Source organism: Neptuniibacter caesariensis (genome assembly GCF_000153345.1).
GTDB lineage: Bacteria > Pseudomonadota > Gammaproteobacteria > Pseudomonadales > Balneatricaceae > Neptuniibacter > Neptuniibacter caesariensis.
The window spans coordinates 1253610-1274482 of the sequence record NZ_CH724125.1 but is presented as its reverse complement, the minus strand read 5'-3'; the positions used below and the strand labels follow the sequence as shown (position 1 = coordinate 1274482).

Here is a 20873-nt window from a genome sequence, read left to right as displayed (position 1 = left end):
GCTCGTTCTTATAGATTTATTCAGTGTTCCTGTAGGAGCTCACCCCGTGAGCGAAAAGGCATTTAGCTAATGATCAGAATCATTACCCTCACTGAAGCCGGTAAGAATCTGGGAGTGCGGCTTGCCTCAAAACTGGATGCAGATCTGGTGTATAAACCGCAGCCATTTGCTGAGCAGGTGCAGGGCTTTTTTAAAAATGGTGACCGACTGATCTTTATCTGTGCTACCGGGATTGTTATGCGGACCCTGGCGCCGGTGTTACAGGATAAATACCAGGATCCACCGGTGCTGGTGATCGATGAGCAGGGTAAGTTTGTCATCCCGCTGTTATCGGGCCACGAAGGGGGAGCAAACAACTGGGCGCTTGAAGTATCCAGACTGCTGGATGCCCAGCCGGTGATTACCACGGCTAATGGGTATCTTAATCCGATATATAGCGTGGGGATGGGCTGTGAGCGAGGCTGCCCGATCGATGAATTGGAAAAGCTGCTGATGGATTGTCTGCAACAAGCGGGCTTAACGTTGGATCAGGTCAGTTCGATCAGCAGTATTGATATCAAGGCAGATGAAGTGGGCCTGATTCAATTAGCCAAAAAACTGAATAAACCTTATCAGACCTGGGATAGACACCAGTTAGCTGAGATGGAACCGCTACTCAGTACCCGCTCTGATTATGTCTTTAAAACCGTCGGTGTCTACGGTGTCGCTGAGTCGGCTGCGCTATACAGTGCGAAACAGCATACCGGTCAGCAACCCGAACTGGTTCTGAACAAACTGAAAACCACGAAAGCTACCTGTGCGATTGCCCGTAGTTATTCCGGTGTAAGAGATGCTTCTAGCATCGAGAATTAATTAAGAGAATTGAATGTCAAAACTATTTGTAGTGGGCACGGGCCCTGGCGACAGCAAACTAGTCGCGCCAAAAGCGCTGGAAGCAATTGCCGCAAGCTCTGATCTGGTGGCATATGGCCTCTATCTGGATCTGTTGGGCGATGTTTGTGATAACAAACAGCACCATGATCTGCCATTAGGCGAAGAGATTGGTCGTGCACGTTTAGCTTTAGAGCTGGCGGCAAGTGGTAAAACCACCGCGCTGATCTCCAGTGGCGATATCGGTATCTATGCGATGGCGACACTGGTATTTGAACTGCTGGACCAGCAGCTACAGGGTAAAGAAGACCATCCTGAATGGCTGGATGTTGAGATCGAGGTGATCCCGGGTATCTCCGCGATGCAGGCGGGCGCGAGCCGCGTGGGTGCGATGCTGGGTCATGACTTCTGCACTGTCTCGCTTTCTGATCTTTTAACCCCTTGGGAAACCATCGAAAAGCGTATTCATAGTGCCGGCACCGGTGATTTTGTTATCTCCTTCTACAACCCGGTATCGAAAAAACGCGATTGGCAGCTTAACCATGCCCGCGACATTCTGTTGCAGTACCGCCCGGCGGAAACGCCTGTGCTGTTGGGACGTCAGTTAACCCGTGAAGATGAGTCGATCCGTATTATCACACTGGGCGAGCTGGATGCTAAAGATGTGGATATGTTCACCTTGGTGAGTGTGGGGAATAGTGAGTCCCGCCATATTGTGAATGGCAGTAAAGAGTGGGTATATACCCCACGCGGCTACTCGAAGAAATTATAGGCCTGTACGTGATCTATTTTCCCCTGACTTCGTTTAAAGCGTACTCGAATGCTCATTTACTACTCGTAAACTCCGCTTCTGTGTGCGCTTTAGCCTCGTCAGAGAAAAATATCTCTACATACAGATCCAATAATTAAGGAAACGAAATGACAGTTTACTTTATCGGTGCCGGTCCCGGTGATCCTGAATTAATGACCCTGAAAGGTCATCGTGTGCTGCAAGAGTGCCCGGTCGTGCTTTATGCCGGTTCGCTGATCCCGCGCGAAGTTTTAGACGCAGTGGAAGGTAAGGCGGAGAAGATCATCGATACCGCGACTATCGATCTGGATCAGATTACCGAGCATATCGTTCAGGCCCATAAAGAGGGTAAAGACGTTGCGCGGCTTCAGTGTGGTGATCCTTCCCTTTACGGTGCGATTGGTGAACAGATCCGCCGTCTTGAAGCGGAAGGTATCGACTATGAAGTGATACCGGGTGTTAGCGCAGTAGCCGCTTCAGCCGCTTATCTGAAGAAAGAGCTGACCCTGTCCGGGGTATCCCAGACGATCATTATGACCCGTTATGAAGGCAAGACGCCGTTCCCGGAACGTGAGCGTCTGCCACAGCTGGCACAGAGTGGCGCAACGCTGGCGATTCACCTGGGCGTAACGCGTATCCACAAGATTGTTGAAGAGCTGATTCCCCATTATGGCGAAGATTGCCCGGTAGCGGTGTGCTATCGCAGCTCCTGGCCGGATCAGGACAAAGTGACCGGCACGCTAAAGGATATTGTCGCTAAAGTGCGTGAAAAGGGCTTCACCCGAACCGCGCTGATACTGGTAGGCCATGTACTGGATAGCGATGATTTTGCTGATTCCTACTTGTATGACAAGGATCAGGCCCACGTATTCCGTAAGAAAGAACACAAAGCAAAAATTGTAAAAGAGACAACTGAGTAACGATCATGCAGCTGAATAAGATTCCAACCACGGTAGTAACGGGTTTTCTGGGTAGCGGAAAAACAACTCTGCTTTCCAGCGTACTGAAACAGGCGGCAGGTAAACGAATTGCCGTGATCGTTAACGAGTTTGGTGAGCTGGATATCGACTCTGATCTGCTGCGTAGCTGTCCACTCGACTGTGATGATGAGTCCGCCGCGGAAGGCGGTTCTCAGGGCGAGCAGGGCTTCTATGAACTGGCCAACGGTTGTATCTGCTGTACGGTAGAAGAAGAGTTTCTACCTGTGATGCAGCAGTTGGTTGAGCGCCGCGATGATATTGACCACATCCTGATTGAAACCAGCGGGCTGGCACTGCCAAAACCGCTGGTACAAGCCTTCAACTGGCCGGGTATTAAAGAATATTGCACCGTCGATGCAGTGATCACGGTGATTGATGGCCCTGCCGTTGCCGCAGGTCGTTTTGCCCACGATGAGGAGCAGGTTCAGGCGCAGCGTCTGGCGGATGAGAGCCTTGATCACGACCCAAGCCTGCAGGAGCTACTGGAAGACCAGCTCAGTGCAGCGGATCTGGTGGTTGTCAGCAAAAATGATTTGTTAGCTGAAGCACAGCGTGATCAGGTTGAAGCGATCGTTAATGCCAAAGTACCTGCTGAAGTTAAGACCTCTTATATCAGCAACGGTGAAGCGGATCTTGAGATGCTGATGGGTTTGGACTGCGCGACCGAAGAGCGTATCGAAGCGGTGCATAACCATCACGATCATCACCACGATCACGGCCATGATCATGACCATGCGCACGATCACTTTGACTCTTTTGTGATCTCCATCGGTGAAGTCGACAGTGAAAAACTGCAGGGCATTCTTAAAGGCCTGCTTAGCGACTACAACATCTACCGTGCTAAAGGCTTTGCTGCACTGCCGGGTAAACCGATGCGTCAGGTAATGCAGGCGGTAGGTAAGCGTCTGGATGTTTATTTTGATCGCCCATGGGGTAACGATGAGCCGAAAACCCAGTTGGTGTTTATCGGTAAAGGCATCGAAGAAGCAACCATCAAAGCCGCTTTAGAAGAAGCTTTGGCTTAATGCTAGCGGCTCGCTTCTAGCAACTAACGACTGATTTTATGCACTTATTAGCAGCTCAACCGGGTGGGTTTGTCGATGATGAAGGCATCATCGATCTGAACCAGACACCGGCCGATATGATTATCCTTTCTGCAGCCGATAGCTCGCTTGCCGCGCTATCCGATGCTGTAAGCCTTTTTGCCGATGAGCAGATTGAAGGTAATGGGGCGGGTGAAGAGCAACCATCGGTACGTCTTGCCAACTGGATGCAGCTGCTAAAACCCGCCGCCTATGATCTGTATGAGCATAAAGTGCTGGAGCAATCCAAAGTGGTGGTCCTGTCGCTCTTGGGTGGTGCCAGTTACTGGCAGTATGGTTTTGAACGGCTGCAAGCTTGGGCAGCTGCTGATAGTCAGCGGACGCTGATCATTGTTCCCGGTGATGATACACCCGATCCTGAACTGTTCGCTGCAAGTTCGGTAACGGATAGCGAAGCGATGCGGATCTGGCGCTACCTGCGTGAAGGGGGTGTCGATAACAGTCTGCAACTGCTGAACTGCCTGACGGATCAATATCTGCAACAAGCACGTCTCTGGCATGAGCCAAGGCCGCTACCTAAGTGCATGATCTATCTGCCAACGAGCAGAGCAGGACAAACGCCGAGCGGCATACAAGCAGCGACCTTTGCCGAGTGGCAACAAAGGCAGAACCTTACTGATAAGCCAGTAGCGCTGCTGTTGTTCTACCGTAGCCATCTGCAAAGTGGTAATACCCGGATGTTCGATCAACTGATCGAACAGCTGGAAAACCATGGTTTACCACCCTTGCCGATCGCGATTGCCTCACTTAAAGATGCAGAGTCGCTGGCGCTGGTGAATGCACTACTGGAACAGAGTGGTGCCAGCCTGATTATCAACAGCACCGGTTTTGCCTCCAATACGGTTGCCAGCCCGGATCTGTGTTCCCAGCCAAGCGAGTTTTACTCACCCTTTGTGCGTAAGGTGCCGGTATTGCAACTGGTGCTTTCCAGCAGTACCGAAGAAGACTGGCAAACCCATGCTCAGGGGCTGCGGAGCCGCGATATTGCAATGCAGGTGGTGCTTCCAGAGATGGATGGCAGGGTGCATACCCGTGCGCTGAGCTTTAAGACCGAAGATCACTTTGATGATCGCAGCCAGTTATCGGTGGTGCGTTATCAGCTTCACCAGGAGCGGGCGGGCTTTGTCGCAAGGCTGGCTTTAAGGTTTGCACAACTGGCGGATAAGCCGAATAGGGAAAAACGTATAGCGCTGATACTGGCGAACTACCCAACTAAAGATGGCCGTATCGGTAATGGAGTAGGCTTAGATACCCCGGCCTCTGCTGTGAATATCTTACGTGCGCTACAAGCTGAAGGTTATCCACTAGAGGAGATCCCGGAAAATGGCGATGCCCTGATCCAGGAGCTTTTAGGCGCAGTTACTAACAATCCGAATACCCTGCATAATCTCCCTTGTTGGCAGAGTATGTCGCTGGAAGACTACCAGCGCTGTTTTCTACAGCTACCTGAGGCCTGCCAGCAAGCGGTCATTAACCAGTGGGGTGGGCCCGAGCAGGATATCAAATACCGCGATGGCCGCTTGATGCTATCCGGTATTCGTTTGGGTGAAACCTTTGTCGGTATTCAGCCCGCCCGCGGTTTTAATATCGATCTGGTGGCTAACTATCATGACCCTGATCTGATCCCGCCGCATAACTATCTGGCGTTCTACTTTTGGTTGCGCGAATGCTATCAGGTGGATGCGGTTATGCACGTGGGTAAGCACGGTAACCTGGAATGGTTGCCGGGCAAAGGCAGTGCGCTTTCTGAAGAGTGCTGGCCTGATATTGCACTCGGTCCTATGCCGCATTTCTATCCTTTTATCGTTAATGACCCGGGCGAAGGTGCCCAGGCCAAACGCCGTACCCAGGCGGTGATTATCGATCACCTGATGCCACCGATGACCCGTGCTGAAACCTACGGTGAGATGGCGGTGCTGGAAGGGCTGGTGGATGAGTATTACCAGGCGATGGGGATGGATGATAAGCGTCAGCAATGGCTGCGTGATGAGATCCTTAAACAGGTCAGATCAACCCATCTGCTAGAAGAGCTGGGCCAAACCTCCGATGACGAAGATGCGGTGCTGAACGAGCTGGATGCCTACCTCTGCGATATCAAAGAAGCACAGATCCGCCATGGTCTGCATCGTTTGGGTGAACTCCCCGAAACTGAAAAGCTGGCAGATACACTGGTCGCCCTTTTGCGTCTGCCGAGGGGGGATGACCCCGACAGCCAGGGTATTCTGCATAACCTGGTGCAGGATCTGAACTTGCGAGTTAGTTCTGACCCAGACGGAGAGCTATTTGAGCCACTGGAAGCCGGCAGTAAACACTGGAACGGTGAAAAGCCGTCTCGGTTGTCTGACCTTACTGAAGATGACTGGCGCAGCGAAGCGGATACCCGCGAGCGTTTAGAGCTGCTCGCGGCTCAGTTAGTAACAGACTATGTCTTGGCAGATAACTCGCTAGAAAACTTAAGCGATCTACCCAGAACAGCAAAGCAGCTGGCTTATGCGCGGGCGACTATCCACAAGGCTTTATTGCAAAGTGCCGAGCTGGAGATCGACTCGCTTATTGCCGGTCTGGGTGGCGAATTTGTCAATCCAGGGCCTAGCGGTGCGCCGACCCGAGGCCGACTGGATACTTTGCCGACCGGACGAAACTTTTACTCAGTGGATAACCGATCTATCCCATCCCCAGCGGCCTGGGCGATAGGTGAACGGTCAGCCCAGGCGCTGATCGAGCGGCACCTGCAGGAACATGGTGATTATCCACGCACCTTGGGTTTATCGGTCTGGGGGACTGCCACGATGCGTACCGGTGGTGATGATATCGCTCAGGCGTTTGCTCTGATGGGTGTTCGTCCTATATGGGCGCCAGGTTCAAACCGTGTGGTTGATTTTGAGGTACTGAGCTCCCAGCTGCTAGGTCGCCCACGCGTGGATGTTACCTTGCGCGTATCGGGCTTCTTCCGTGATGCGTTTCCGAATGTGATGAAGCTATACGATGCAGCGGTACAAGCGATCGCGGCCTTGGAAGAGCCGGGTGACAGCAATACCATTGCCCAGAATATTCACAAGCGGGAGCAGGAACTTCTGGCTGAGGGCATGCCAGCAGAGGAAGCCCAGCGCCAGGCCAGTTACCGGGTGTTTGGTAGTAAACCGGGTGCCTACGGAGCCGGATTACAAGGGCTGATCGATGAGCGCTGCTGGGAACAAAAGAGCGATCTGGCCGAGGCCTACCTGAACTGGGGTGGTTATGCCTACGGCAACCAGAAGGGTGATGGCGTCGCTGCGCCAAAGGCATTCCAGCACCAGCTATCGCAGCTAGAGGCGGTCGTGCAGAACCAGGACAACCGTGAACACGATCTGCTCGATTCCGATGACTATTACCAGTTCCAGGGTGGCATGAGTAACGCGGTTGAAGTGTTCCGTGGTGAAGCGCCGCAGGTGTACCACAGTGATCACTCCAACCCGCAAAAACCGAAGATCCGCACCCTGAAAGAGGAGCTGAACCGGGTGATTCGCTCCCGCCTGCTGAATCCGAAATGGATCAATGCGATGCAGGAGCACGGTTATAAAGGCGCATTCGAGATGACCGCCAGTGTTGATTACCTGTTCGCCTATGATGCCACCACCAACCTGATCGCCGACTACCAGTATGAGAAAGTCAGCGATGCCCTGGTGTTTGATCAACAGAACCGCGAGTTCCTTGAACAGCATAACTCCCATGCACTGGAAGAGATGGCTGAGCGCCTTCTGGAAGCCACCCAGCGTGGCCTCTGGCAGGAACCGGGGGAATATTCGGAGCGGCTACAGGATCTGCTGCTAGAGCTGGACGAAAAACAAGAAAGCATCCTGTAGTACAAGGTAGAGAGAAGAGACGCCCCCGTCTCGATTAAGAAACAAAGAACGGTTGGTAGGAGAGGCTTCCAGCCTCGAAAGATAGAGACGAGTGGCCCGTAGGAGAGACGCCCCCGTCTCGATTAAGAAACAAAGAACGGTATGTAGGAGAGGCTTCTAGCCTCGAAAGATAGAGACGAGTGACGTGTAGGAGAGACGCCCCCGTCTCGATTTAGAAACACATAAACGGTTTGTAGGGGGCATCTTGCCCCGAAAATTATTGAGAGATAGATGAGTCATTTTCAATCGCCAAATACCCTAATGGTCCAGGGCACTACCTCCGACGCCGGTAAAAGCATTGTGGTCACTGCTCTGTGCCGTATTCTTGCTCGTCATGGCATCTCGGTAGCCCCGTTCAAACCGCAGAATATGGCCCTGAACAGCGCCGTAACCACGGAAGGTGGCGAGATTGGTCGTGCCCAGGCGGTGCAGGCCGAAGCCTGTTACCTACCGGCATCGGTAGAGATGAACCCGGTACTGCTCAAACCCAACAGCGATATTGGCGCGCAGGTGATTCTTAACGGTAAAGCCATCGGCAATATGAAGGCGACCGAGTATCACAACTTTAAGCCGCAGCTACTGACGGAAGTGGTGAAGAGCCACGGCCAGTTACAGCAGAAATACAGCGCAGTGATTGTCGAAGGGGCGGGGAGCCCGGCGGAGATCAACCTGCGCGAGCATGATATCGCTAATATGGGTTTTGCGGAGGCGATCGACTGCCCGGTGATTATTGTGGCGGATATCGACCGTGGTGGTGTGTTTGCACACCTGCTGGGTACCTATGAACTACTCTCTGATTCAGAAAAAGCCCGCGTTAAGGGTTTCGTGATCAATCGCTTCCGAGGTGATGTCAGCCTGTTGGAACCGGGGCTGGACTGGCTGGAAGAGAAAACCGGCGTACCGGTCCTTTGTGTGATCCCTTATGTCACCAATCTGCATATCGAAGCGGAAGATGCGGTGAACCAGCAGCAGAAGAGTAACGGCGAGCAACAACTGAAAGTGGTGGTGCCACTGTATCCACGGGCCAGCAACCATACGGATTTTGATGTGTTACGTATGCACCCGCAGGTGGATTGTGAGTTCTTGCGTGATCCTCAGCAGTTCAGCGGGGCGGACCTGATTGTGCTGCCCGGTAGTAAAAATGTCCGTGGTGATCTGAACTGGCTGCAAGAGAATGGCTGGGACAAAATTATTCAGCGTCACCTTCGCTTTGGCGGCAAGCTGATCGGTATCTGCGGCGGCTATCAGATGCTGGGCGAATGGATTCATGACCCGGAGCAGATCGAGTCAACGGCAGGCTCCAGTGCCGCTTTAGGTATTCTGCCGATGGAAACCACGCTGACCGGCGATAAGATGCTGCGCAATGTTCAAGGTGTACTCTGTGGTAGCGATACCCCGGTGACCGGTTACGAGATCCATGCTGGTATCAGTAACGGTGAGGCGTTGAATAATCCCCTGTTTGAGTTACAGGTTGAAGGGAGCACGCATACGGATGGTGTGCGTGATCCTGGCGATCAGGTAATGGGCACCTATCTGCATGGTGTGTTTGATCAACCGGAATTGCTAACCGAGTGGTTGAACTGGGCCGGGCTCAATCAGCAACAGAGCTTTGATTACCCTGCCTTTCGCGAAGCCCAGATCAATCGCCTCGCCGATGAAGTTGAAGCGGTGATGCCACTGGAGAGTATCCTGACCTTGCTTAGCTTGGGTAGGGGACGAGGTAGTGAACAGGGTGGTGAAAAAGCATGAGTATTGCTTTGAGCCTACTGCTGGCTTTGCTGCTGGATTACTTCCTTAAGGAACCGAAACATTTCCATCCGCTGGTGGGGTTCGGCAACCTGGCGATTGCGATTGAGAAAAAATTAAATCAGGCGAATGCGCCTAAAGAGAGTCAGAAGCGATCCGGTATGCTGGCTTGGTCATTAGCAGTTATACCGTTAACTCTTGTCGCGTTGATTATCGACCTGCTGTTATCAGATTCCCCGGTTCTATTGGCGCTGGTGGGTGGGGTTGTACTCTATCTGGCAATTGGCTGGCAGAGCCTGTTGAGCCATGCACTCGCGATTGCAAAGCCATTGAATGCAGGGGATCTGGACAGCGCCCGCACTGCAGTGGGGATGATCGTTAGCCGCGATACCTCTGAATTGGATGAGCAAGCGGTGGCGTCTGCGGCTACAGAATCCGTATTAGAGAACGGTGCCGATGCGATCTTTGCGGCGATCTTCTGGTTCTGTGTTTTGGGTATTCCCGGCGTGGTGCTGTATCGCCTGAGCAATACCCTGGATGCGATGTGGGGCTATAAGAACGAGCGCTTCCTGCATTTTGGCTGGTGCGCTGCCCGCATTGATGATCTGCTCAACTTTATCCCGGCGCGTCTTACGGCACTGAGTTATGCGCTGGTGGGCAAAACCCGCATCGCCATAGAGAGCTGGAAGCAGCAGGCACCCACCTGGAAAAGCCCGAATGCGGGGCCGGTAATGGCCGCTGGGGCGGGGGCGATCAATGTCTCACTGGGTGGTGCGGCGATCTATCATGGTCAGCTTCAGGAGCGTCCGCAATTGGGCCCTGAGAGCGGCGATCAGCCCTCGGCGAAAAGTATTGAAGAGGCCTGTGCATTGGTGAACCGGGTGCTCGTGATGTGGGGAGTCGGGCTGTATATCCTGATTGCGCTGAGTGTAGCGATTACCTCGGGAGCAGCCGCATGAGCAATCTGATCCACGGTGGCGATCTGGTGAGTGCCGCGCAAAGGTACGGCATACCCGTTGAGGATTGGTTAGATCTATCCACAGGGATCAATCCGGCTGCCTATCCGGTACCACAGATCGATGCGGCCCTGTTTCAGCGTTTACCTTATCAGTCCCAGGCTTTTAGTGATGCAGTCGCCAATTATTATGGTGGCGAAGGCCTGGCGTGCAATGGCACCCAGCAAGCGATTGAATTGTTGCCCAAATTGTCATCTGAACGCTTAGTGGGTGAACAGATAACCTATCCCGTGCTGCTACCTGATTGTGGTTATCAGGAGCACCGATACAGCTGGCAACAAGCGGGAGCTGCGCTTAAGTTCTACTGCGCGAATGATCACCAGCAGGCCGTTGCGCAGATTAATCAACAGCTGGCTAAGGCCGAGCCCTGCCACCTGTTGCTGATCAATCCGAATAACCCAACCGGGCTGCAATTCTCTCCTGAGCAGGTCTTTAGCTGGGCAGAGCAGATGACCGAGGGGAGTTATCTGATCGTTGATGAAGCCTTTATTGATCTGTGCCCTGAACAAAGTTTGCTCAATGACTATGATCGGTTTCAACAGCTCGGGAATCTGATCGTCCTCAGATCATTTGGTAAGTTTTTTGGTCTGGCAGGTATTCGGCTCGGTTTTGTCTTTGCCGAGCCACGATTGCTGAACCGGCTAAAAACCGAGTTGGGCGCATGGGCAGTAAATGGTCCGGCTCAGGCGGTCGCCATTGATGCGTTGAATAACCAGTGCTGGCAGCAACAGGCTCGTCAGCAGATAGCCGCCAATGCCGAAGTAACTCAAGCATTGTGGCAGCCGTTGTTTGATCGGGTAGGGGCTGAATTGTTATGCTCCCGCGGCTTATTTCTGAGTGCGCGATTAGAGAGTGAAATCGCAGAAAAAATTTATCAGTTCCTGGCCGAGCGGGGCGTGTTAATACGGCTGGTTCGCGGTGAGGAATTGGGTCGTTCAGTACAAGGGATCAGTACTGAACAGTCAGCATCGATCTGCCTGCTAAGAAGTGGTTTGATTGATGCGACAGAAGAAAACCAGTGTAAGAAATTAGAGATGGTTATAAGTGAGTTATTACTTACACTGGAATGATCTATCAATGGGGTCTTATTCGTACGAAAGACCCCATAAAATATCGTAATGTAGTTCATTAAAGATGAATCTATGTAGGAGGCCTGCCCTCAGGGCGATTAATCGGCCACGGGGTGGCCTCCTACAATAACAATGTTTGTATGTTGAGTTGGAGAAAGCCCAGTGCCTAAAAAAGGTATTATGGTTTGCGGTCACGGTAGTCGTGACAAAGATGCAGAAAGAGAGTTTGGTCGTGTTGCTGAAGGGTTGAAAAAACGCTTCCCGGACATGCCGGTTGAGTATGGTTTTTTAGAGTTTTCTGCACCGAATATTCATATGGGGCTTAACTCCCTGATCGAGCAGGGTGTAGAAGATATCTACGCTGTGCCGGGTATGCTGTTTGCGGCAACCCATGCCAAAAATGATATTCCTTCTGTACTGACCACCTACGCTGAAAAGAATGATGGCGTAGAGGTTCATTACGGCAAAGAGCTGGGTCTGCACCCGGCGATGATCGAAGCTTTCCAGGCGCGTATCTATGAGTCTATGGGGCTGGATCCGGAAAACCCACCTGAAAGCCTGTATGACACTATGTTGGTGGTGGTAGGCCGTGGTACCTCTGATACTGAAGCCAACGCCGAAGCGGCGAAGCTGACCCGTATTGTGAATGAAAACATGGGCTTTGGCTGGGCAGATATCGTCTACTCGGGTGTGACTTACCCCTCTGTCGGTGTCGGCCTTGAGCGCCTGATGAAGCTGGGCTTCAAGAAGATTGTGGTAGCGCCGTACTTCCTGTTTACCGGCCGTCTGATCAAACGTATCTTCGGTTATGTGGATAAAGTTGCCGGTGAAAACCCGGGTATCGAGTTTATCAAAACCCCATACCTGAACGATCACGAAAAAGTAATCGATGCCTTTGAGATCCGTGTTCGCGAGATCCTGGATGGCAACCTGAAAGACAACGAGACCCTGATGGAATCGTTCCAGCGTCGTCTGGCTGCCGGTGAGGTGGATGTGCATCACCACCATGCGGAATTTAATCCGGATGCTGAGCATGGTCACAGCCATGATCACTCACATAGCCATGATCATAGCCACGATCATTCACATGGGCATCACCATCATCATGATCACTCGCACGGCCATTCTCATAGTCATGAGCATGGTCATTCTCACGAGCATGGTCACTCCCACGGCGTCTACAAGCATATCGGCCATCCGCTGGGTCCACGCACTATGATCGGCGAAGGCATCTGCTGCTGCTTTATGTCTCAGTTCCCGGAAGAGATTCTGGAAGAGGAGAAGGAAAGGATCGCGCTTTGCGATCCGCAGGACGCCCTCGCTCATCGTTGATGAGCAAGGCCTAGAGAACGCTTCGCTTCTAGTGGCTAGGACGCAACTGCGTCGCTAGAGATAAATATTTAAGACCCGGCACAGCCGGGTTTTTTTTATTGTTTGGAACTATAACATCATTCACATAGAAGCAAGAATCTATCTATTGAATGACCATGCTGGATAAGATCCAGTTGCTGCAATAAGCCTATTTATTTCATGAATGACTTATGTAAGGATACTGGATCAATCTGATGGTTTTTCCCGTCCTTTAAGATCACAAAGCAAGGAAAGCTTATGATATCTAAGAGTTTCTCTTCCTCCCCCTATGTTCTCATTCGGAGATATATATCAAATTGACGCGTTTAATCATGTCAATCTGATATGTATTTAGCTGTTAGCTACTAATCAAATATAGTCCTACCGGTACGATAACTGAGCTTTTATGGAATATTATTTTAAGGACACTGTAATGTTGGAAGTCAAAGCAGCTTTACCCTTTGTTACTTTTTTCCTAGGTGTGTATCTAGTTCCTTACATAGAAAAGCGTAAGAATAAGGCAAAGTCTCAAGAAATATTTGAAAACTTGAAGCTTGAACTGACAGATGAAATAAAAATATTACCCGATAAATTAAGAAATATGGCATCGTGCTTGGATAATATGAATTATTGGGAAAAAAATGGCGAACCGAAAGTGGATCAACCTTGGTATTATGTACCTCGAGAAATTAGCTGCTACTTCTTAAAAGACACCATGAATAATAGCTTTCAATTGCTTAGTGAAGAGCAACGCTATGCCGCTAAATCCTTACAAGTACAAATTGAAGCTCTCAAAGGTTATTGTACAGAGATCAAAGCCACCAAAGTTACAGATGAAACAAGGAATCAACTGAGGAATAACTATAAAAGGTATTTGTTCACAGGTTGTGCCACATTAAATACTATGCGTATCATTTCTGGCGATCCAAAGGGGAAAATCGGTAAAGCTGATGAAGAGATAATAGATGCAATCTTGCACGAAATTGATATCGACATTACCAACAAAGACTTAAAAATAATACATAAACAGATTTTTGATGGTGGCCGTAGCTAACAAGCCAATCAAGTGGGACGCCTACGGCGCCCCTTATTGAGGCGTTATGTGACCCAATAAATATGCCAGTACCTAAAGATATCGAAGCAGAAATATATTACCTCACCGCAGAAGAAGGCGGCAGGTCTGCTCCTGCTTTTACTGGTTATAGGCCGCAATTTTATTACAACGAGCAAGATTGGGATGCCTCACACATTTACCCTGACGTAGACGTTGCCCAGCCAGGTGAAACAGTTCGAGCATACATTGGCTTTCTTAGTCCCAAAGAACATATTGGTAAAGTTCACGTAGGTATGGAGTTCCTAGTTAGAGAAGGTGCCCGTACTGTAGGCAAAGGTGTAATAACCAAAATCATTGAGCTGGAACAATCGGCAAGCAATGCAAAGTAGCCAGCCGCATAACAAGTTTGTGAATAATCGCTCTTTGGCAGGACCGCTAAATGGCTGCTTCGCAGCAATACGGCCCATTACAAAAGCGTTATGTTCGGAAAAGCAGGGAAAGGTAATGCGAGTTTTAGATAACATGGAAAAATGGGCTTTAGATCTCCTAAGCCCATTCCTTATTTCCGAGTTCCCCAATGGGTATGAGGTAGTCGTGCCAAATCAAGATCCTCCTGACTGTATTGCTACGAACGGGAAAAAATCTTTACCGATAGAGTTCACAGCTTTCGACACATGGGAAGTTTTTAAGTTTTACAATTCTGATTTCAAAAAGAGAAAAGAACCTTTTTATTCGATTCTTCAGATTCCATACGAACCAGAAAAGTGGATCATGAGTGTGATGGAGCGTAAATCGTATGCTCTTGAAGATAAGTTTAAAGATCTAACTATTGTTACTCATTTTCACGGTGGTCTTGAGTTTCAAAATGCAGAGCCACAAGAGATAGTTAGTAAGACGTCTGCAATTGGGCTAACACATGATCTTCTACAACGAATGAGCTGGGCTTTATGGAATTCAAAGTACCGAAATGTTGAGACTTTCTTAGTATACCCAGGTCAGAACCCTATAAAGCTAAATGTGCCAGTCGAAGAGCCTTCAGAAATTGATATAACAAATGGGTATCCGACAATTCAAACAATCATAGGTAAGTTTCCACTTAATCAAGTAATTGATTTTGAGAAGCTGGAGAGAATGGAAGTGAAATTCTTTCCAAAATCTCAAGGTTGGGTGCAGCCTGATTCCTTAAGAGGCGGCCCTATCGATCCATTTACAATACAGGCTGAACCAAAGGATACAGATGCTTTAGCTTGGGCTTTTGTTGCTCCTAGTATGCCAATGTATAACGAACTAGATCTTAGGCAAATTGCTGAAGCACAAAAACATAACAAGTCAAAGCACTCGGAGTCAGCAAGCGGCGCGAGTGTTTGAGGCGTTATAAGTCAGGATGCTTATGAGAGCTGTCATTCTTCTTTTGTTGTGTGTTCCATGTTTAGTTTCGGCAGGTTCTCTTTCATATAGTTGTGAAGTTAAAAGTGAATTCTACCTGGCGAGCTCGGGCAGTCTTGAGAGTGGTAACCAACTCTATGTTGGGTCTAAGTTTAATGTAGAAAAAAGGACTGGTGTTGTCTCGGGCACTGGGGTTGGAAATAGCTCATACCCAACAAAACAAGTTATAGATGTCGGCAGCGAGGAACAGTCATACCAACTAATATGGATCTCGCGCGAAGTTATAGGAATCAAAGGCGCGCATAATTCTGTTTATTTACGAGTTCAGGAAAACCATGAAGGTATGAACAAACCATTTATTATGAATATGGGTTCAAAAACTCTAACTGGTATCTGTAAGTAAACTTATAACAAGTCAATTAAATCGCTTTGCTTTGACGCGCTCTGCACGCCATTTTTTGAGGCGTTATGCGTAAAAGTATGGACATGAGATTACGTTACATTTTTGATGTGACAAATGGGATCTGAATAAATTTTGCTCTGTTATTAAGCCTCCAGTTGAGCTCTCACTAAGGCAATAAAACCGGCTTTTGGCCGGTTTTATCGTTGTTGGGGTTCTAATGAACTCCATTATCCCTTCCTTATCTCAGTAACTGTCTCGTAGCCGATGCCCCAGTTATCTGTATCTACTTCGTCGATGACAACAAAGGTAGATTGAGGGTCTTTGTTGAGGACTTCTTGTAACAGCTTTGTGGTGCCTTGGATCAGTGCCTTTTTCTCGGCTTGGGTTACACCGTCATCGGTAATTTTGATATTCACGTATGGCATGTTAAGTACTCTTGTTGATAAGTGGCTGGATTCGGCCCTTCAAATATTCTCGCTTAAGGGGCTTCATGCGGCACTTGTCTCAGTTGTTTGGGCGATGTCTGTATACATTTTGTTAACAATCAGCCAGCGCCCCTGTTCCTTTAGTAAGCCTAAAAAATCGATATAGAAATAATCGAATAATGGGCATTCCAGTTTGACCATCGCTTGGTCGTGGATGATCTCGATGGACAGCACCTTAAAGTTAAATGGCTGGCCAAGTGACTCAGGGGTTGCCCGGGTTTCGACATCTTGCAGCCAGCGTTCTAGTGAGCGGAAATTACCTGGGCTTTTCAGCATGGCCGTTGGGTGAAAGATCGCTTTCAGTTGGCTGCTATTGCCCTGATATAAACCGGTAAAATAGCTGTTGATGATGTTACGAATCATCGTGAAGTCATCATCTATTGCTGGGTTAGTTGTCATTTTCGGCCTCCATTAGCAGTGCTTGCTTAAAGGTCGGCCTTTCAATAACGCGGTTAAGCATGGCTGTTGTGCGTGTACCCAGCTTTATCTCAACGGGAAAATACTCCCCCCAACGTGAATAGACGGCGAGCATAATGTCAGCCGCTGAGACTGATTCTCCGCCGAGGTAGTTGCGGTTTTCTAGTTGAGCTTCTACTGATTCCCACAGGGTATTGATCGCGTTAGCGGCGGCGATTAAGGCCATATCCTTCTCAGGCCCTTCGGTCATATTTTGAGTGATAAAGAACAGTCTGCCGTAGGCGGGATGCATCGTTGCATTGGCAAACATAATGTTCTGAATGGCTTTTTGCTGATCACTTTTGTCTTGAGGAAACAGCTGATTGGTTTTGGAGCCCAATAGGTAAAGCATGATGGCTGCACCTTCTGTCAGCGTTTTACCCTCATCGATGAGCACGGGGACGTTACCCACAGGGTTGATTACCGAGAAGTCTGTAACCTTATTTTTGTTAATCAGGCTGACAGACTCATCCATCTCTAACAAAACAGTCAGTGTCGCAAGTGAGCAAGCGTTGGGCAGGTAATACAAGGTGTACATAGGATTCTCCTGATTAGGTCAGATCGTAAAAGACAGAATCAGAATAAATCGCTTGTCAGGTTTCATATATATCTACAATATGAACGTACTGTTCACGTATTGGAAACTTGTATGGATAAACTCAGGGCAATGTCATTGTTCATCCGCTTAGCTGAGCGGGGGAGCTTTACTGAAGTCGCCGAAGAGCTTGGCTTGTCTAAATCAATGGTTAGTAAAGAGATCAGTCGACTTGAGGCGGAAGTCGGTGCCCGATTAATTCACCGTTCTACCCGTTCGTTACAGCTAACCACTATAGGCGAGGGTTATCTGCGTCATTGTCATGATATTTTAGAGCGCATTGATGATGCTGAAAGTTTTGTGCAGGGGGCGCAAGATTTACCCCGCGGAAAGTTAAAGATTAATGCGCCCATGGCATTAGGTATCTCACACCTGAGCCAGGTTTTTTCAGATTTTATGCGTGAATATCCAGAAATCGAATTGGATATACATCTTGATGATGCCCCAGTCGATCTGATTGAAAATGGTTTTGATCTCGGGTTCAGAGCAGCAAGCCGTCCGTTTGATTCCGGTTATGTCGGTAAACCACTTATGGACTTTAGCTATAGTGTTTGCGCATCGGCAGAGTACCTGAAAGAACAGGGCCCAATCACGACGGTTGAAGAGTTGTCGGAACACAACTGTTTTATCTATAGCTATTTCAGAGGGCAGGATATTTGGCCGCTTGGTGAGGGCGTAAAGGTGGGTGGCAACCTACGCGTGAACAGTACACCCTTTATGCTTGATGTCGTGAAAAATGGCTTAGGTATTGGATTTATACCTGATTTTATTGCTGGAAATTCAATTCGTGAAGGGCAGGTCGTAGAGCTGCTAAAAAACGTAGCAAGGCCTCGTTTAACTCTATATGCCATGTACCCTGCCAGACGGTTGGCCCCTCCTAAAATTAAGCTGTGTATCAGTTTTTTAGAGCGTTGGTTCAGGGAAAACGGGGCCGGATAAAGGAATGGATTAAAGGGAGAAGCCATTTCCTGAACTACATGAACCCAACAAAAAACCGGCTTTATGCCGGTTTTTTCTGTTCTGCCTTCTGTAAATAGATCTCGGTGGGGATAAAGGCGAAGGGGATCAGCGCAGCTGCCATTAACAATAGTTGCTGGCGTGAGGTCCAGCCGGTGTTGTTGGACATGGCCAGGATCATATAGATCATAAACAGGATGCCGTGGGTCATGCCGATAGAGGAAACATAGTCGCGGCTGATATAACCCAGCGTGACGCTTAAAATGGCCAGGTAGGATAGGCCTTCAAGCAGGCTGATGATACGGAAAAATTTGATCATGATTAGTGCTCAATGATGGGTAGTCAGTATTTATAAAAACAGTTCAATGTATCCCGGGTTATCTGCGGCAGACCTGGGTGATTCTGCCTGCCGGTACTCTGAGTTGTTCGATCAGATAATCCTTAAAGGGTGCTTCATAGGGCTGTAGCTCGACTGCCTTCTGCATACACAAAATCCACATCTCACTGTCTTCCTCAACGATCGGCAGATGTTTGTGGGCCATGGGGATGCGGATAGAGCCATAGTTTTGCGAGTACAGCTTTGGGCCGCCTAACCAGCCGGAAAGAAAGTAAGCGAGTTTCTGGCGTGACTCGGTCAGGTCTTCCGGGTGCATATCGCGAATAGTCTTCGCTTCAGGTAGCTCATCCATAAATCGATAAAAGTCATCGACCAATCGGGTCAGACCTTCGATCCCACCTGCCATTTGGTAGGAGTTGTCGTTGACGCCATATTCACAGCTGGGAGTTTTCATGAACTATCTCTTTGACTCGCTATCTTAAACCGAAGCGCATTCTATCAAGTTATCGTGCTGAATACTTTGCTGCCTTAGCTTGGGGAACCTGCGAATAAGTCTCGGACTTTCTCAGTGGGCAATAAAACGGCTTAGTGCGCGAAAGGCAATGCAGTGTAATGACGTGTCCTTTCCAAACTGCCTGACAAAGCAGTAAGTCATTATAGTGCCCACCCAAAGGGGCTTACAGAGCGATTCAATCTCTGCGTTAACGATCTTCGACGTACAACCAGTATGTCTGTAATCGTTGCCTTGATCTTGAACCGCTCTGTAAGCCTGAGTCGTCCAGGGCTTGTTCGCAGGTTCCTTAACCAAAGTCTTAAGATATCAACAAGGCTTTGAGTGCATTCACTCTGAGTGATAGGTATATTTTGAGCTGAAGTGCAGCGCAGTGCAGTGCTAACAACAACTGGCTTCCCCTTTAGGCGATTCTTTATTGGCTATGCATAAACTCATCGAAACCGCTCGGAATATCCTTCAGGAAAACGATAGCTTACCGTTTTCCATTTACTGCTCCTCTGCCGAGCAGCGTTTATTCAATGTACCGGTATTGAAGCCCCTGTTGATCTTTATTCTGTCTGGAAGAAAAGAGCTGGGCGTCGATGCGATTAACTGCCCGGCGGGGAGTTTTGTTTTTCTGTCGAATACGCCGAATATCGCGATGCGTAATATTCCCAATGATGAGGAATATTTTGCGCTACTGATTGAGTTCGATTATGCAGACTTTGATTGCCTGAAAGATCGAAAAGCGAGCACTGAAACCTTCTTTCGTGGCGAAATTGAATCCAGGCTCGAGTTGACGCTGCAGCAGTTCATCGAGTGGTCTGCAACCGCCCCGGCTGAACTATGGTACCTGCGCCGTCAGGAGATTCTTCAACTGTTGCTATCACTGGGCTTTGAGCAGGTTGGGGGGATTATGGAGCCACCCACCCTAAGCCACAAAGTCCATACGATCATCAGCGATAATGTGGCGGCTAATCTGGAAGCCAGTGATCTTGCTTCGATGCTGGCGATGAGCGAATCGACTCTGCGAAGAAAACTCAGCGCTGAAGGCAACAGCCTGCAAGGGATTAAAGACCGGGCCCGGTTGGGCTATGGGTTACATCTGCTGCAAACCAGTTTAGAACCGATTGGCCTTATTGCAGAGCAGTGCGGCTATAGCTCCCAATCCCGTTTTACCGACAAGTTTAAGCAACTGTTTAATCTGACCCCGACAGAGTTAAGAAAAACCCGATTGCGCGTTTCGGGCGAATAGTTGGTCGTTATGGGGCTAATCGGCTGACTGGGGCAGAGGTACGATTTCCGTACTTAATAACGCACGGGATTTTTTTATGAATACCTCAATCCAGAAACTGTCTTTGCTCTCTCTACTCATCATGTCATGTGCCGCTTCTGCGGATTCCCTGTCACTCAGCAGTACCGACATTGCTCATGGTGATTTTATGCCGCCGGCTCAGGAGTTCCAGGGATTTGGCTGCACCGGCGGAAACCTGTCTCCGCAACTGTCATGGAGTGGCGCGCCTGAAGGTACCGAAGCCTTTGCGATAACGGCCTATGACCCGGATGCTCCAACCGGTAGTGGCTGGTGGCACTGGCAACTGATCAATATTCCCAAGGAAGTATCAAGCTTAGCGGCGGGTGCGGGTGATTCAGCTAAAAAACTGGCACCGAAAGGGAGCGTGCAAATCAGTAACGATTACGGTGTTGCCGGGTTTGGTGGGGCCTGCCCACCCGAAGGTCATGGTGCTCATCGTTACCAGTTTACAGTACATGCCCTATCTAAAAGGTTAGACCTGCCTGAGAATGCTTCCGGTGCCTTGGCGGGGTATATGATCAATGCCCACTCACTGGGCTCGAGTACCCTCGAAGCCTTGTACAAGCGTTAACAGCGGGTTTAAAGT

General features: G+C 49.4%; 21 protein-coding genes. 16 read left to right on the top strand and 5 right to left on the bottom strand.

The genetic code is table 11. From position 1 onward, the window contains the following. Window positions 1-69 precede the first annotated feature (69 nt). The 13 genes from MED92_RS06045 to MED92_RS05985 all read left to right on the top strand — a co-directional run bounded on the left by MED92_RS06045 (window position 70) and on the right by MED92_RS05985 (window position 15649). On the top strand, window positions 70-852 hold the full coding sequence (locus tag MED92_RS06045; protein WP_007020628.1) for a cobalt-precorrin 5A hydrolase: 783 nt from the start codon (window positions 70-72) through the stop codon (window positions 850-852). Between the two features lie 13 nt (window positions 853-865). Then, window positions 866-1642: a precorrin-3B C(17)-methyltransferase gene (gene cobJ, locus MED92_RS06040; RefSeq protein WP_007020627.1), complete on the top strand. Its 777-nt coding sequence runs from the start codon at window positions 866-868 to the stop codon at window positions 1640-1642. Between the two features lie 146 nt (window positions 1643-1788). Next, on the top strand, window positions 1789-2580 hold the full coding sequence (cobM, locus tag MED92_RS06035) for a precorrin-4 C(11)-methyltransferase (protein ID WP_007020626.1): 792 nt from the start codon (window positions 1789-1791) through the stop codon (window positions 2578-2580). A 5-nt stretch (window positions 2581-2585) separates the two neighbouring features. Further along, entirely contained in the window at window positions 2586-3665 is a 1080-nt protein-coding gene (cobW, locus tag MED92_RS06030; RefSeq protein ID WP_007020625.1) for a cobalamin biosynthesis protein CobW, read from the top strand. Between the two features lie 38 nt (window positions 3666-3703). Continuing rightward, window positions 3704-7585: a cobaltochelatase subunit CobN gene (cobN, locus tag MED92_RS06025; RefSeq protein ID WP_007020624.1), complete on the top strand. Its 3882-nt coding sequence runs from the start codon at window positions 3704-3706 to the stop codon at window positions 7583-7585. Window positions 7586-7855: 270 nt separating this feature from the next. Continuing rightward, on the top strand, window positions 7856-9373 hold the full coding sequence (locus MED92_RS06020) for a cobyric acid synthase (protein WP_050764130.1): 1518 nt from the start codon (window positions 7856-7858) through the stop codon (window positions 9371-9373). Beyond that, the gene (gene cbiB, locus MED92_RS06015; RefSeq protein ID WP_007020622.1) at window positions 9370-10329 is read left to right on the top strand and encodes an adenosylcobinamide-phosphate synthase CbiB; all 960 of its coding nucleotides are present in this window, start codon (window positions 9370-9372) and stop codon (window positions 10327-10329) included. The genes MED92_RS06020 and cbiB overlap by 4 nt, the downstream gene beginning before the upstream one ends. After that, window positions 10326-11456 (top strand): aminotransferase class I/II-fold pyridoxal phosphate-dependent enzyme, encoded by a 1131-nt coding sequence (locus MED92_RS06010; protein ID WP_007020621.1) that lies wholly within the window; start codon window positions 10326-10328, stop codon window positions 11454-11456. Before cbiB ends, MED92_RS06010 begins: the two co-directional genes overlap by 4 nt. Before the next feature lie 180 nt (window positions 11457-11636). Then, entirely contained in the window at window positions 11637-12788 is a 1152-nt protein-coding gene (locus MED92_RS06005) for a sirohydrochlorin chelatase (protein WP_040662230.1), read from the top strand. 451 nt (window positions 12789-13239) lie between these two features. Then, window positions 13240-13860: a hypothetical protein gene (locus MED92_RS06000; protein WP_007020619.1), complete on the top strand. Its 621-nt coding sequence runs from the start codon at window positions 13240-13242 to the stop codon at window positions 13858-13860. Window positions 13861-13922: 62 nt separating this feature from the next. Then, complete coding sequence (locus MED92_RS05995; RefSeq protein ID WP_007020618.1) at window positions 13923-14249, top strand: EF-Tu C-terminal domain-related protein; 327 nt, start codon at window positions 13923-13925, stop codon at window positions 14247-14249. Between the two features lie 115 nt (window positions 14250-14364). Continuing rightward, entirely contained in the window at window positions 14365-15228 is an 864-nt protein-coding gene (locus MED92_RS05990) for a hypothetical protein (RefSeq protein ID WP_154715145.1), read from the top strand. 22 nt (window positions 15229-15250) lie between these two features. After that, window positions 15251-15649: a hypothetical protein gene (locus MED92_RS05985; RefSeq protein ID WP_040661606.1), complete on the top strand. Its 399-nt coding sequence runs from the start codon at window positions 15251-15253 to the stop codon at window positions 15647-15649. 227 nt (window positions 15650-15876) lie between these two features. Here MED92_RS05985 and MED92_RS05980 read toward each other — a convergent pair whose 3' ends face one another. The 3 genes from MED92_RS05980 to MED92_RS05970 all read right to left on the bottom strand — a co-directional run bounded on the left by MED92_RS05980 (window position 15877) and on the right by MED92_RS05970 (window position 17128). Continuing rightward, window positions 15877-16074 (bottom strand): tautomerase family protein, encoded by a 198-nt coding sequence (locus tag MED92_RS05980; protein WP_007020615.1) that lies wholly within the window; start codon window positions 16072-16074, stop codon window positions 15877-15879. Window positions 16075-16137: 63 nt separating this feature from the next. Further along, window positions 16138-16533 carry a nuclear transport factor 2 family protein gene (locus MED92_RS05975; RefSeq protein ID WP_007020614.1) on the bottom strand — a complete coding sequence of 132 codons (396 nt, stop codon included), beginning with the start codon at window positions 16531-16533 and terminating at the stop codon, window positions 16138-16140. Continuing rightward, window positions 16523-17128, bottom strand: a complete 606-nt coding sequence (locus MED92_RS05970) for a glutathione S-transferase family protein (RefSeq protein ID WP_007020613.1) — start codon at window positions 17126-17128, stop codon at window positions 16523-16525. Before MED92_RS05970 ends, MED92_RS05975 begins: the two co-directional genes overlap by 11 nt. 111 nt (window positions 17129-17239) lie before the next feature. Between MED92_RS05970 and MED92_RS05965 the strand changes: the two genes are divergently transcribed. Continuing rightward, window positions 17240-18124 carry a LysR family transcriptional regulator gene (locus MED92_RS05965; protein ID WP_007020612.1) on the top strand — a complete coding sequence of 295 codons (885 nt, stop codon included), beginning with the start codon at window positions 17240-17242 and terminating at the stop codon, window positions 18122-18124. Between the two features lie 61 nt (window positions 18125-18185). On the opposite strand, the gene MED92_RS05960 is transcribed toward MED92_RS05965, so the two are convergent. Together MED92_RS05960 and MED92_RS05955 are read right to left on the bottom strand one after the other, a co-directional pair. Beyond that, a complete protein-coding gene (locus MED92_RS05960; RefSeq protein ID WP_007020611.1) occupies window positions 18186-18461 on the bottom strand; it encodes a DUF3817 domain-containing protein in 276 nt (91 codons plus the stop codon). Between the two features lie 58 nt (window positions 18462-18519). Next, window positions 18520-18933, bottom strand: a complete 414-nt coding sequence (locus MED92_RS05955) for a group II truncated hemoglobin (protein ID WP_007020610.1) — start codon at window positions 18931-18933, stop codon at window positions 18520-18522. 481 nt (window positions 18934-19414) lie between these two features. On the opposite strand from MED92_RS05955, the gene MED92_RS05950 reads away from it, so the two are divergent. Both MED92_RS05950 and MED92_RS05945 read left to right on the top strand, forming a co-directional pair. After that, a complete protein-coding gene (locus MED92_RS05950) occupies window positions 19415-20227 on the top strand; it encodes a helix-turn-helix transcriptional regulator (RefSeq protein WP_007020609.1) in 813 nt (270 codons plus the stop codon). Window positions 20228-20303: 76 nt separating this feature from the next. Continuing rightward, window positions 20304-20858 carry a YbhB/YbcL family Raf kinase inhibitor-like protein gene (locus tag MED92_RS05945; protein ID WP_007020608.1) on the top strand — a complete coding sequence of 185 codons (555 nt, stop codon included), beginning with the start codon at window positions 20304-20306 and terminating at the stop codon, window positions 20856-20858. Window positions 20859-20873: the final 15 nt, after the last annotated feature.